The sequence below is a fragment of the Mesorhizobium sp. WSM2240 genome, from assembly GCF_040438645.1.
Lineage (GTDB): Bacteria > Pseudomonadota > Alphaproteobacteria > Rhizobiales > Rhizobiaceae > Allomesorhizobium.
The window spans coordinates 2,581,321-2,594,671 of the sequence record NZ_CP159253.1 but is presented as its reverse complement, the minus strand read 5'-3'; the positions used below and the strand labels follow the sequence as shown (position 1 = coordinate 2,594,671).

General features: G+C 62.9%; 12 protein-coding genes. 7 read left to right on the top strand and 5 right to left on the bottom strand.

Annotated features, from left to right (window positions below; all coding sequences use genetic code 11):
• The first annotated feature begins 30 nt into the window (after positions 1 to 30).
• The 7 genes from ABVK50_RS12650 (at position 31) to hflX (ending at position 8,545) form a co-directional block, all read left to right on the top strand.
• Complete coding sequence (locus tag ABVK50_RS12650; protein ID WP_353641230.1) at positions 31 to 2,319, top strand: PAS domain-containing sensor histidine kinase; 2,289 nt, start codon at positions 31 to 33, stop codon at positions 2,317 to 2,319.
• Positions 2,309 to 3,670 carry a sigma-54 dependent transcriptional regulator gene (locus ABVK50_RS12645; RefSeq protein WP_353641231.1) on the top strand — a complete coding sequence of 454 codons (1,362 nt, stop codon included), beginning with the start codon at positions 2,309 to 2,311 and terminating at the stop codon, positions 3,668 to 3,670. The genes ABVK50_RS12650 and ABVK50_RS12645 overlap by 11 nt, the downstream gene beginning before the upstream one ends.
• A gap of 34 nt (positions 3,671 to 3,704) precedes the next feature.
• Positions 3,705 to 5,081, top strand: a complete 1,377-nt coding sequence (gene trkA, locus ABVK50_RS12640) for a Trk system potassium transporter TrkA (protein ID WP_353641232.1) — start codon at positions 3,705 to 3,707, stop codon at positions 5,079 to 5,081.
• A 25-nt stretch (positions 5,082 to 5,106) separates the two neighbouring features.
• A complete protein-coding gene (locus ABVK50_RS12635) occupies positions 5,107 to 5,868 on the top strand; it encodes an MBL fold metallo-hydrolase (RefSeq protein ID WP_353641233.1) in 762 nt (253 codons plus the stop codon).
• A gap of 39 nt (positions 5,869 to 5,907) precedes the next feature.
• Positions 5,908 to 6,768, top strand: a complete 861-nt coding sequence (locus ABVK50_RS12630; protein WP_353641234.1) for a D-amino-acid transaminase — start codon at positions 5,908 to 5,910, stop codon at positions 6,766 to 6,768.
• Between the two features lie 136 nt (positions 6,769 to 6,904).
• Positions 6,905 to 7,153 (top strand): RNA chaperone Hfq, encoded by a 249-nt coding sequence (gene hfq, locus ABVK50_RS12625; protein ID WP_008838101.1) that lies wholly within the window; start codon positions 6,905 to 6,907, stop codon positions 7,151 to 7,153.
• An 18-nt stretch (positions 7,154 to 7,171) separates the two neighbouring features.
• Positions 7,172 to 8,545: a GTPase HflX gene (gene hflX, locus ABVK50_RS12620; protein WP_353641235.1), complete on the top strand. Its 1,374-nt coding sequence runs from the start codon at positions 7,172 to 7,174 to the stop codon at positions 8,543 to 8,545.
• A 6-nt stretch (positions 8,546 to 8,551) separates the two neighbouring features.
• Here hflX and mazG read toward each other — a convergent pair whose 3' ends face one another.
• The 5 genes from mazG to ABVK50_RS12595 all read right to left on the bottom strand — a co-directional run bounded on the left by mazG (position 8,552) and on the right by ABVK50_RS12595 (position 13,294).
• Positions 8,552 to 9,376, bottom strand: a complete 825-nt coding sequence (gene mazG / locus ABVK50_RS12615) for a nucleoside triphosphate pyrophosphohydrolase (RefSeq protein ID WP_353641236.1) — start codon at positions 9,374 to 9,376, stop codon at positions 8,552 to 8,554.
• An 88-nt stretch (positions 9,377 to 9,464) separates the two neighbouring features.
• Positions 9,465 to 10,631 carry an MFS transporter gene (locus ABVK50_RS12610; protein WP_353641237.1) on the bottom strand — a complete coding sequence of 389 codons (1,167 nt, stop codon included), beginning with the start codon at positions 10,629 to 10,631 and terminating at the stop codon, positions 9,465 to 9,467.
• Between the two features lie 690 nt (positions 10,632 to 11,321).
• On the bottom strand, positions 11,322 to 11,531 hold the full coding sequence (locus ABVK50_RS12605) for a DUF1127 domain-containing protein (protein ID WP_353645950.1): 210 nt from the start codon (positions 11,529 to 11,531) through the stop codon (positions 11,322 to 11,324).
• Positions 11,532 to 12,029: 498 nt separating this feature from the next.
• Positions 12,030 to 12,956: an SRPBCC domain-containing protein gene (locus tag ABVK50_RS12600; protein WP_353641238.1), complete on the bottom strand. Its 927-nt coding sequence runs from the start codon at positions 12,954 to 12,956 to the stop codon at positions 12,030 to 12,032.
• Positions 12,953 to 13,294 carry a metalloregulator ArsR/SmtB family transcription factor gene (locus ABVK50_RS12595; RefSeq protein WP_353641239.1) on the bottom strand — a complete coding sequence of 114 codons (342 nt, stop codon included), beginning with the start codon at positions 13,292 to 13,294 and terminating at the stop codon, positions 12,953 to 12,955. Before ABVK50_RS12595 ends, ABVK50_RS12600 begins: the two co-directional genes overlap by 4 nt.
• Between the last annotated feature and the right edge of the window lie 57 nt (positions 13,295 to 13,351).

Genomic DNA, 13,351 nt, shown 5'->3' with positions numbered 1-13,351 from the left:
ATCCAACGCAAACGAGGCTCCACTGCACACATGGCGATTCCGGCATCACCTGCAACCACACGGCTTTTTTCGCAAGCCGGGTCGCTCGACGGCCGCCGTCTGCTGGCGCTGCCGGGAATCGTGGCCGTCGTGGGTTCGCTTGCCACGGCCGCGATCTCGTTCGCAATTCTGGTCGGCGCGACGCCGATCGAACCCGACGACGCCACCACGCTGGCGCTGATCATCGGCATCAACGCCGCTTTCATCCTCTTCCTGATCGCGTTGATCGGCCGCGAGGTACACCGTGTTCTGGCGGCGCGCCGGCGCGGCAAGGCGGCATCGCGGCTGCATGTGCGCATCGTCGCCATGTTCTCGCTTGTGGCGGCGCTGCCGGCCATTCTGGTTGCGGTCATCGCGTCGATTACGCTCGATATCGGGCTCGACCGCTGGTTCGAGATCCGAACCAAGACGATCGTCAATTCGTCGCTGTCGATCGCCGAAGCCTATGTGCAGGAGAACGCCCGCAATCTGCAGGGGACGACGCTGTCCATGGCCTACGATCTGGACAATGCCCGCACCCTCTACAATCTCGACCGCACCGGCTTCCGCAATTTCATGAGCCAGCAGGCGGTAGGCCGGGCGCTCGCACACGCAGCGCTTATCCGCGACGATGGATCATTCATCATGAGTGCGGAGACGGCAGCCGATTTCACCATGCCGGAGCCGCCAGCGGGTGCTGTGCAGGATGCCCAGAACGGGCGGCCAGTGCTGATCGAGCCGCGGACACGCAATATTGTCGGCGCTGTCGTGAAGCTGAGGGAAATCCCGGACGTCTATCTCTACACGATCCGGCTGGTCGACCCGGAAGTGATCCGAGCCCGCCAGATCGTTACGGCCAATACCGACGCCTATCGGGGGTTGGAAGCCAACCGCCGCACCACGCAGGTGGCTTTCGCGCTGCTTTATCTCGGGCTGACGCTGGTCATCGTGCTATCGGCGATATGGACCGGCATCGCGGTCGCCGACCGGCTGGTCAGGCCTATCCGCCAGCTCATCGGAGCGGCCGACGAGGTCGCGACAGGCAATCTCGACGTTGCCGTACCGGTCCGGCCTTCGGACGGCGATGTCGCCTCGCTCGGCGACACCTTCAACAAGATGCTGCTGCAGTTGAAATCGCAGCGCAACGAGATCCTCGCCGCCAAGGACCTGGTCGACGAGCGCCGGCGCTTTTCCGAGGCCGTGCTTGCCGGCGTCACCGCCGGCGTCATCGGTGTCGATCCCTACGGCATCGTCACCATCGTCAACCGCTCGGCCGAAACCATGCTGGCGCTTTCGGCGAAAACTTCGGTCGGCCAGAACCTGTCGACGCTGCTGCCGCAGGTCGGGCGCGTCTTCGAGATCGGGCGCAAGTCCGGCAGGCCGGTCTATCGCGAACAGGTGACCTTCTACCGCGCCGGCGCCGAGCGAACCTTCAACGTCCAGGTTACGGTCGAGGCCGGCGAAACCGCGGATGATGAAAAATCCTATGTGGTGACGATCGACGACATCACCGACCTGGTGCAGGCGCAGCGCACCTCGGCTTGGGCGGATGTGGCGCGACGCATTGCCCACGAGATCAAGAACCCGCTGACCCCGATCCAGCTTTCGGCCGAGCGCATCAAGCGCCGCTACGGCAAGGTCATCACCGAGGACCGCGAGGTTTTCGACCAGTGCACCGACACCATCATCCGGCAGGTCGGCGACATCGGCCGCATGGTCGATGAATTTTCGGCCTTCGCCCGCATGCCGAAGCCGGATATGACGATCATGGACCTGCGCGAGCCGTTGCGAGAGGCGTCGTTCCTCATCGAGGTCAGCCGCTCCGACATCGCCTTCGAGCGCGATTTCGGCAATGAGCCGCTCAAGGGCAAGTTCGACAGCCGGCTTATGTCGCAGGCTTTCGGCAATGTCATCAAGAACGCGGCCGAGGCGATCGAGGCAGCCGAGCGCGAAAACGGGCGGGCGGGCGCGATAAGGATCAAGGCCCGGCGAGAAGGCAGGATGATCCGCGTCGATGTCATCGACAACGGCAAGGGATTGCCGCGCGAAAATCGCCAGCGCCTGCTGGAGCCCTATATGACGACGCGTGAAAAGGGGACCGGGCTCGGCCTCGCCATCGTCAAAAAGATAGTGGAGGACCATGGCGGCCGGCTGGAACTGCACGATGCGCCGCCAGACTTCCATGACGGACGCGGCGCAATGATCACCATGCTTTTGCCCACCGCACCTGAAAGCGCAGCGCTGTCGCCGGACAGCGGCGCGGCCGAACGAGAAACTGAAAAGGTCGATAATGGCGTCTGATATTCTCATCGTCGATGACGAGGAAGACATCCGCGAACTCGTCGCCGGTATTCTGAGCGACGAAGGTCACGAAACCCGTACGGCGCATGGCGCCGACAGCGCGCTTGCGGCGATCGCGGATCGCGTGCCGCGGCTCGTGTTTCTGGACATATGGCTGCAAGGATCGCGCCTCGACGGGCTGGCGTTGCTCGACGAGATCAAGACCATGCATCCGCACCTGCCGGTCGTGATGATCTCGGGTCACGGCAACATCGAAACCGCGGTTTCGGCAATCCGACGCGGCGCCTATGATTTCATCGAGAAGCCGTTCAAGGCGGACCGCCTGATCCTGATCGCCGAGCGCGCACTCGAAACCTCCAAGCTCAAGCGCGAGGTTTCGGACCTGAAGATGCGTAGCGGCGAGACCTACGATTTGATCGGCATGTCGTCGGCCATGACGCAATTGCGCCAGACGGTAGAGCGCGTGGCGCCGACCAACAGCCGGATCATGATCATCGGCCCCTCCGGTTCCGGCAAGGAGCAGGTCGCGCGCGCCATTCACGCGCTGTCGGCGCGCAAGACCGGGCCGTTCGTTTCACTCAACGCCGCCACGATCACGCCCGAGCGCATGGAGATCGAGCTTTTCGGCACCGAATCCAATGGTGGCGAGCGCAAGGTCGGCGCGCTTGAGGAGGCGCATCGCGGTATCCTCTATCTCGACGAGGTCGCCGATATGCCGCGCGAGACCCAGAGCAAGATCCTTCGCGTGCTGGTCGACCAGCAATTCGAGCGGGTAGGGGGCACCAAGCGGGTCAAGGTCGATGTGCGAATCATCTCGTCAACTGCGCAGAACCTGGAGGCGATGATCGCCGAGGGCCGTTTCCGCGAGGATCTCTATCATCGCCTGGCGGTGGTGCCGGTCATGGTGCCTGGCCTCGCGGAGCGGCGCGAGGACATTCCCTACCTCGTCGACGGCTTCATCAAGCAGGTCGCCAGGCACGCAGGCATCAAGCCGCGCCGCATAGGCGAGGACGCCATGGCGGTGCTGCAGGCGCATAACTGGCCGGGCAATGTGCGACAGCTGCGCAACAATATCGAGCGGCTGATGATCCTGGTGCGCGGCAATGATGTCGAGGCGCCGATCACCGCCGACCTGCTGCCCGCCGAGATCGGCGATGTCATGCCGCGCGCGCCCAACCAGTCGGACCAGCACATCATGGCGCTGCCGCTGCGCGAGGCGCGCGAAATGTTCGAGAAGGAATATCTGATCGCACAGATCAACAGGTTTGGCGGCAACATCTCGCGTACGGCCGAGTTCATTGGTATGGAGAGGTCGGCGCTGCACCGCAAACTGAAATCCCTCGGAGTCTGATCGTGTCCAATTCCAGCATTCGGCCGAACCTTAGATGCGCATCATAATCTGCGGTGCAGGGCAGGTCGGCTACGGCATTGCCGAAAGACTGGCGGCCGAGAAGAACGACATCTCGATCATCGACACCTCGCCCGAGCTCATTCAGGCAGTTCGCGATTCGCTCGACGTCCGCGGCTTCGTCGGGCACGGCTCGCATCCGGAAGTCCTGGAAAAGGCCGGCGCGCAGCAGGCAGACATGATCATCGCCGTGACGCTCTACGACGAGGTCAACATCGTCGCCTGCGAAGTTGCGCATGCTCTGTTCAACGTGCCGATGAAGGTCGCCCGGATCCGCTCGCAGTCATACCTGCAGCCGCACTACCAGGACTTGTTCTCGCGCGACCATTTGCCCATCGACGTGATCATCTCGCCAGAACTGGAAGTGGGCGAGATGGTGCTGCGCCGCATTGCGCTGCCCGGCGCGACGGATGTGGTGCGCTTCGCCGAGAACAAGGTCGCCATGGTGGCGATCGAGTGCCTCGAGGACTGCCCGGTCATAAACACGCCGCTGGCGCAGCTGAGCGAGCTTTTTCCGGACCTCCCGGCCACAGTGGTCGGCGTCACCCGCAACGGCAAGCTGTTCATCCCGCGTTCGGCCGACCAACTGGTCGCCGGCGACCTCGCCTATGTCGTCACCACCAAGGACCAGGTGCGGCGAACGCTTGGCCTTTTTGGCCATGAGGAGCAGGAAGCCACGCGTATCGTGATCGCCGGCGGCGGCAATATCGGGCTGTTCGTGGCCAAGACCATCGAGAAGCGCCAGAACCGCACCAAGGTCAAGATGATAGAACACGGTCGCGAACGCGCCGTGGCGATCGCCGACGAGCTGCGCCGGACTGTGGTGCTCAACGGCAGCGCGCTCGACCAGAAGCTGCTGCTTGAAGCCGACATTCAGGAAGCCGACCTGATGATCGCGCTGACCAACAACGACCAGGTCAACATCCTGTCCAGCGTCATGGCCAAGCGGCTCGGCTGCAAGTCCAACCTGGCGCTGATCAACAATCCTGCCTATCTCGACATGACCAAATCCGTCGGCATCGACGCAACGGTCAATCCCGGCACGGTCACCGTCTCGCGCATCCTGCAGCATGTGAGGCGAGGGCGCATCCGTGCCGTGCACTCCATACAGCGCGGTGTGGCCGAGATCATCGAGGCAGAGGCGCTGGAAACATCACCGCTGGTCGGCCCTTTCCTGCGCGAACTGGATCTGCCGGACGGCATGCGCATCGGCGCGATCTATCGCGACGGCGAGGTTATCAAGCCGAGCGGGTCGCTGCGCATCAAACCCAAGGACAGGGTGGTGATCTTCGCGCTCGCCCATGCCGTCAAGCAGGTCGAGCAGATGTTCCGAGTCAGCCTCGAATTCTTTTGACCGTCCCTCGGAAATCAGGACATCCATGCAGCTCCAGCTCATCCGCAATGCGACGCTCAAGCTTGCCTATGGCGAGGCGACTATCCTCGTCGATCCGTATTTTGCGCCGAAACACAGCCTGCCATCCTTCACCGGCCGCTCGCAAAATCCGATGGTGGATCTGCCGGTGACGGTCGAGGAGATCCTCGACGGCGTGGAGCTGGTTATTGTCTCGCATCTTCACACCGATCATTTCGATACCGTCGCGAAAGAAGTCCTGCCCAAGCACTGGCCTCTGGTCTGCCAGCCCAGCGACGAGGCTACTATCCAACAGGCCGGCTTCACCAATGTTACGCCGCTCGCCAGCGAACTCACCTGGCGCGGTATCAGGATCACCCGGCGCGAGGGCAATCACGGCACCGGAGCCGTGCTTGAGAAGATGGGGCGGGTGATGGGTTTTACGCTGGAGGCGGAGGGAGAGCCGTCGGTCTACTGGGCCGGCGATACGGTGCTCTACCCACCGGTGCTCGAAACCATCAAGGCATTTGACCCGGATTTGATCGTAACCCACTCCTGCGGCGCGCGGTGGGACGACAGGCTGATTGTGATGGATGCGGAGCAGACGGTCGAGACGGCCGAGATCGCGCCGCGGGCCACGGTGATCGCCACCCACATGGAAGCGCTCGACCACGCCACGGTTAGCCGGGACGAACTGCGAGCTCATGCCACGTCGCGTCGGTTGTCGCGCGAACGTTTGCTCGTTCCGGCTGACGGCGAGCTGCTTACATTGCCGGCCGCCGGGCGCTAAGCGGCGCGCCACCAGGAAACACATCGGGGACAGGAAAAAATGTCGCGCATTGCCTATGTCAACGGACGCTACGTCGCCCATTCCGAAGCCTGCGTGCACATCGAGGATCGCGGCTACCAGTTCGCCGACGGCGTTTATGAAGTCTGCGAGGTCGCCCGCGGCTACATCGTCGAGATGAAGCGTCATCTCGACCGCCTGAACCGCTCACTCACCGAACTGTCGATCGACTGGCCGATGACGCGGGCCGCATTCGAGATCGTGGTGGCGGAAGTGGTGCGCCGCAACCGGGTCAAGGACGGGCTGGTCTACCTTCAGGTTACACGCGGCGTGGCCAGCCGCGACTTCCTTTTCCCGCAGAATACAAAGCCCTCGCTGGTCGTGACTGCCAGGAAAGTCGACCCTGCGGCTGGCCAGAAGCGGGCCGAGGGCGGCATCAAAGTCATCACCGTGCCCGAGAATCGCTGGGACCGCGTCGACATCAAGTCGGTGGGCCTGCTCCCGAACGTGCTGGCGAAACAGAAGGCCAAGGAAGCCGGCGCCCAGGAAGCCTGGTTCGTCGATGTCGAGGGCAACGTCAAGGAAGGCGGATCATCGAATGCCTGGATAGTTACCAAAGATGGTTCTCTGGTCACGCGGCCTGCTGAGTACGGCATCCTGCGCGGCATTACCCGGACCACTTTGTTCGACGTGGCGGCCAAGCTGGGCTTGAAGATCGAAGAGCGCGGCTTCTCTGTTGCCGAGGCCAAAGCGGCGCGCGAGGCTTTCATCAGTTCCGCTACTACGATCGCCATGCCGGTCGTGGAGATCGACGGCCAGCCGATCGCCAACGGACATCCCGGATCGGTTGCGCTTTCGCTCAGGCGGGCTTTTTTTGACATTGCGGAAAAAAGGCCGGCCTGATAACCGCATTATGGAAATAGACATCCCGTTCCGCTCGTCGCATCTCGCGGCGAGGGCATGGTTTGCGCGCTTGACATGAGCCAATAAATTTGGCGCATTGGTTCGCAATCGAGGGGACCGGCGAAAGATAAAAACAATGGCGGAACGTACGCAAAATCTTCAGGACCTGTTCCTGAATTCAGTTCGCAAGAGCAAAAACCCACTTACAATCTTTCTCATCAACGGCGTGAAACTGACCGGCGTCGTAACTTCGTTCGACAATTTCTGCGTGTTGCTGCGCCGCGACGGTCATTCACAGCTCGTCTACAAGCACGCGATTTCCACCATCATGCCGAGCCAGCCGGTTCAGATGTTCGATGGTGAGGAAAACGGCCAGGGCGCCTGATTGGCTCAAGATGGACGCGTGGGCGACGGGGCACGCAAGGGCAGGGGCGGCACGTCTAACGCCGGCCGCGACGAGCTTACGCGCGCCGTCGTCATCGCGCCGGTGCTTCCTCGCAACCAGCGTTCCGACGACGATTCCAACCGTCCGCGCCTGAACCGGTCGGCAGAGGCGCGCCTCGACGAGGCCGTGGGTCTCGCCGAGGCGATCGATCTCAATCCGATCCATACCGCCATTGTCACCGTCAATGACCCGCGTCCATCGACATTGCTCGGTAGCGGCAAGGTGGACGAATTGGCGGAGATCGTGAAGGAGAGCCGAGCCGAGCTGGTGATCGTGGACCATCCGCTGACGCCGGTGCAGCAGCGCAATCTGGAGAAAGCGACAGACGCCAAGGTGCTGGATCGCACCGGGCTGATCCTCGAGATTTTCGGCCGGCGCGCGCGGACCAAGGAAGGCACGCTGCAGGTCGACCTGGCGCATCTGAATTACCAGAAGGGCCGCCTGGTGCGAAGCTGGACCCACCTCGAGCGCCAGCGCGGCGGCGCCGGCTTTCTTGGCGGTCCCGGCGAAACCCAGATCGAATCCGATCGACGGGCACTTCAGGAAAAGATCACCAAGCTGAAGCGCGAGCTGGAGACGGTGCGGCGCACCCGCGACCTGCACCGCGCCAAGCGCGAGAAGGTGCCGTTCCCGGTCGTCGCCATCGTCGGCTACACCAATGCCGGAAAATCGACGCTGTTCAACCGGCTGACCGGAGCAGGGGTGCTTGCCGAGGACATGCTGTTCGCCACGCTCGACCCGACGCTGCGCCGGGTTCGGCTGCCGCATGGCACGCCGGTAATCCTGTCGGACACGGTCGGCTTCATCTCCGACCTGCCAACGCATCTGATTGCGGCATTCCGCGCGACGCTGGAGGAAGTGGTCGAAGCCAACCTGATCATCCATCTGCGCGATATTTCGGACCCGGATACTGCCGCGCAGGCAGAGGATGTCGAGCGCATCCTGGCGGATCTCGGCGTCGATGTCGCCGACACAGAGCGGATCATCGAGGTCTGGAACAAGATTGATCTCCTCGACGAGGGTACCCGCGAGCGGCTGCTTGCAGACGGCGCCGGCGGGAAGGCTTCGCCGCCGGTTCCGATTTCGGCGATCACGGGTGAGGGCATCGACGCGCTCGCGGCGATCGTCGAAGAGCGGCTTTCGGGCGAGCTCAAGCCGGTGACGGTGACGCTTCAGGCGGACCAACTCGGTCTGACGGATTGGCTCTACCGAAACGGCGACGTGATCGGCAGGACCGACAACGAAGACGGCAGCGTCTCGATCTCATTGAAAGCCACGGCTGCGGCGCGCGAAGAGATCGAAAGCAGATTAAGGCGCAATAACAAAGGGTAGGGCGCCTTACTTCGCGGTTTTTGCCTGCTGCCAGAGCGCTTCCATCTCGTCGAGAGTAGCTTGCTCCAGGGTACGGCCTGAAGCTTTCAGGGCGCGCTCGACATGGTGGAAGCGCGCCCGGAATTTCTCGTTGGTGCCTGTGAGCGCAGCCTCCGAATCAATCTTCAGATGCCGGCCGAAATTGACCAGCGCGAACAGGACGTCGCCGAATTCGTCCTTGATCTCGGCTTCGTCGGCATTCTCCATCGCCTCGCGCAACTCGCCGATTTCCTCTTCGATCTTGTCGAGGATCGACCGTGCCTCGCTCCAGTCGAAGCCGACGCGGGCGGCTTTCTCCTGGAGTTTCAGCGCCCGGGTCAGTGCCGGGAACGCCACTGGAACGCTGTCGAGAAAGCCCTGACCGTGATCCTCGGCGTCGAGCCCGCGCGCCAGCCGCTCAGCGCGCTTGCCGGCCTTTTCCTCGGCCTTGATCTTTTCCCAAACACCCTTGGCCATTCCGGCGCCGCGCGCGTCCTCGTCGCCGAACACATGCGGGTGCCGCCGTATCATCTTGGTCGTGACGGCGTTCACCACATCGCCGAATGAGAAGGCGCCGGCTTCCTCGGCCATCTGCGCGTGATAGACGACCTGCAGCAGGAGATCGCCGAGCTCGTCGCGAAGGTCGTCCATGTCGCCGCGCTGGATGGCGTCGGCAACCTCGTAAGCTTCCTCGATCGTATATGGCGCGATGGTTTCGAAGGACTGTTCAATGTCCCAGGGACAGCCGGTCACCGGCGCGCGCAGCGCCGCCATGATTTCGATCAGGCGCGAAATATCTCGGGAGGGCTTCATCGCGTGACGCTAGCCCGATGCGGGGCGGGGGCACAATGATGTTGCTCGGCCGAGGCGGTTTTTCCACATAGCTTGCCCAGCTGCCTCATCAAACCCGCCGTCTTTCCGCCATCAGAAGCGCCGCCAATACACAGCTCAGCAGACCAAGGGACAATGGCAGCCCCTGATGTCCGACCAATTGCATCGCGAGGCCCGTCGCGGGCGAGCCCACGATGCCGCCGGCGCCCCATACGAACGCGAAGGCCGCGTTACCGGCGATCAAGGCCTGACCGGTGAAACGCTCGCCGAGTTGGATCAGCGACATGGTGTAGATCCCGAAGGAGACCCCGCCCCAGACGAAAACGAGCGGCCAGCTGACCCACCAATTGAAGGTCAACGGCAGCAGCAAGCAGCCGGCCAGGCAAGCCAGAACGCAAAATAACATGGTCCGCGTCGAGCCGAACTGTTCGGCCACGCGCCCGAGCAAAATCTGCAGCACGGCATTGCCTGCGGTGAAGCCGGCGATGAGCACAGTGATGCGCGCCTCGGCGCTGCCAAGCGCAGCGCCATAGACCGCGAACAAGGAAACCACGACCTGCTCGAAGGCGGCAGCAGTGAAAACCGCGAACAACAGGAGCGGCGCCAGTGCGAAGAAGCCGCCAACCGATATGGCCTCGCCTTCACGCGGCATCTTCGGCAGGCGCGGCACGACCGCGAGCACGATCAGGCCGCAGAGCGGGAAGGCCACGATGCCGATCATGAAAGGCGGCCAACCCTCAGTGCCGACCAGGCCGAGTGACAGCGGGCCGAGGGCGAAGCCACCCGAAACGATCGATGAATACAAGCCCATGATGCGGCCGCGGCGCGGCGCAGGCGTGATCGTGATCAGCCAGGTTTCGCTGATCACGTAAAGGGGATTGGCGAAAAAGCCGAGCAGGAAGCGCAGAGGCATCCAGGCCCAGACATCCTGCGTCCAGGCAATCGCGATCAGGGTGAGGGCGGCCAGGATCGAACACAGGATCGCAAGCCGCGCCCCGCCCAAGCGCCGCACCAGCGCCGGAATGAAGGGCGCGGATACAATGAAACCCAGCGGCGTCATCGCCGCCGACAAGCCGATCAGGCCGGGCGTCATCCCCTGCCGCTCCAGGATGAAGCTGAGCAGCGGATAGGTCAGCCCCTGCGCCAAGGCGAACACGGTGACGGTCGCGATGATGCCCGCCATCGCAGCCCACAGGATCCGATCCTCGCGCGGTGATGTCGTGCTTTCGGCAGTCATGCGGACTTCCCAGCAGATTCCGACAAGGTCCGGCGAGTTCCGCGCAGACTTGCAGGCGCTTTGGCTTCGGGCTGGCCGGGGCGAGGAATTCCAGGCCCGGCATTCATCGCGGTCTCCATCGGTCTGAGTTTCCCTGTTTCCACGCTCCGGAATTTCACCGGCCTGGATATTCTCCCTCCGGCATTCCCCGAAGGTGGGAAGGCAGCGGCCGTCCGGTCGCTGACTGGGCGGTGGTAAGCCGCCCGATAATGCGACCTCGCGGCCGCTGCCCGGTGTTCTTGCCCTGGAAGAGTGGATGCATTCGCGCACGCTGACCCTTCCGTCAGGCCCGGACCTGGGGGCTCATCGCCCAGCCGCGCTACCGTTGCGCGACCGATCCGGACACCGTCTCCCGCCTCGCTCATTCGGTTCATGACCCGAGTTCCCGTGCGGGAGATGGCGCTATTGTCGGGGAGGTTTTTCAGAGATGGACAAAATAGGAGCGAACTTTTTTGCGGCAAACGGCTAAGAGATTGAAATCGCCGGAAAAGATCCTTCAAGAATATTCCGGATGGCAGGAAAATATTCACACCCTGATGAATGCTGACGACGGCAGCCGCGACGCGGGGCGGGGGAAATCTCTTCAAGCGATTGCCCTGGACCCCTGCGGCGCGCGGACGTTGGCGATCCCGTTTCATTGCAACATTCGCCTTATGCTTGCCAGATGTGCTTGGCGATCTCCGCGTCGACCTGCCGTCTTGTCAGACCGATATCGTCGATCAAGTGGGGACTGTCCTTCGCCTTTTGCTCAAGTTCCCAGCGAAAGCGCATCCGCTCGCTCCAAGCCGCGATGATGCTTCGCAGGGTAGCCAGGCTGTAGCGCCGGCGCGACACGCTTGACGGTCCTGTGGGTAGGGCAATTGCATATGACAAGGCGTTGCATCCCACCCGCCTCGCTACGCTCAGCTCCCTCCCCATCGAGGGGAGGGAGAGGTGCCAAGTTCCACGCCCTCCGCCTCGACGGGGGAGTTGGCCCGAAGGGCCGGAGGGGGTGACCAACGTCATATGCGGTCGTCCTGGCCTCCCGGGGAGAGTATTGTTCATGGCAAACTCCATACGGGTTGAGGGCCGGAAGCCCATCGACCTGAAGAGGTTGGATTCTGCAGGATGGAAACAGCGGCGTAATTAAGCGCGTCCAAATAGTTCCAAAAACTTCCTAATGGGCGATATGCAAGCGGCTGGAATTGGACCCCTTGGTGACGTCCACACGTCAAATGTGTGAACGGCAGCTCTGGGCCCCCTTGCCCGCCGTTCGTCCGGAGCGAGCCGCTCCCCAAACCCGCCGCTAGTGCTTGCCTCGAGAAAGTGGCCCGCCCATTTCGGCAAACCCGTTCTGTAGCGATGGGAAGCGGTAGCTTTTCACCGGGATGTGACGAAGCGCTCTAGTTTGCCCAGAGTTTGCAGTCCCAGTTCTTCAGCCCCGAAGCCCTTCGCCTCTTGGAACTCGGCAGCCGTGCTGAGGATCATGCCCAGCGTCACCTTCGTGCCCTCGTCGTGATCCTCGAACGAGGCCCAGGCATCGGCATGTTTCGGCCCATTCTCGCCCCAGAGAAGCGTGTAGCCCATCCTTTCCTCGGCGCGGACCTCGCCGTAGCGATGGTGGTTCGGGAAGACCGTGCCATCCGGCCCAATCATGTCGAAGACCCATTCGCCGCCTGTCCGCAGGTCTATCCTCTTCGTCCGACAGGAGAACCCGTCCGGTCCCCACCATTGCGGCAGAGTCTCGTTGTTCATCCACGCGCCCCAGATCACCGCTCGCGGCGCACGTATCACGCGCTGCAGCAGCATGGTCCGCTCGGCCACGCCGGCGAGATTGTCCAGTCCCGCCCCAAAACCTTGTCGGTAGCCCGCCTCCATATCCTCGGCCAGCGAGGAAAGCTGCACCGTCACGACCAGCCGGCTGCGCTCGCCCGTGCCTGAGACCTCCGCCGTCACCAGCGCCACCGATTGCGTCACGCCCCCAGACGAGATCACCTCGTAGTTCACACTGCACACCGCCGGCTGCAACTCCAGCCAGCCGCACTCGCAGCGGATGTCGGGCTGGCCCTCCACCTTGCAGAGCGAGACCTCGCGTCCACCCACCCTTGTGTCGGCCTCCAAGAATTCCACAATGACCAAGGGCGATGGGGCAGCCCAGACCGCCCGCGCGGCCGGGGCCGTCCAAGCCTGCCACAGCACCGACAACGGCGCGGCCACCTCCCGCTCGAAGGTCAGCGTCGCAAAACGATCCCTCCTATCATCAGGCGCCGTACGGGGCTTGCTGCTCGGCTTCAAGTTCGATGTCATTTTCCGCGTTCCTTCATCACATTCATCACAAATGCATCCAACCGGTGGAGCCGGGCTTCCCAAATGGCCCGCTGTTCATCGAGCCATGTCCGCACCGGCTCCATAGCCTCGGGTACGATGGCGCAGGTGCGTATCCGCCCGTCCTTGGACGTGGCGATCAGCCCCGCCTGCTCCAGTACGGAAAGGTGCCGCATTACCGTGGGCAGACGCAGTCCCGTAGGCCCAGCCAAATCCGTCACCCGGGCGGACCGTTCGGCCAGCCGGGTGAGGATCGACCGTCGGGTCGGGTCTGCCAGGGCATGGAACAACAGTGAGAGATCAGGATCATGCTTAGCCATACAGCTAACTATCACTTCATCGCTGCGAGGCGCAAGAGAAAACTTCGTCAGTCTGCT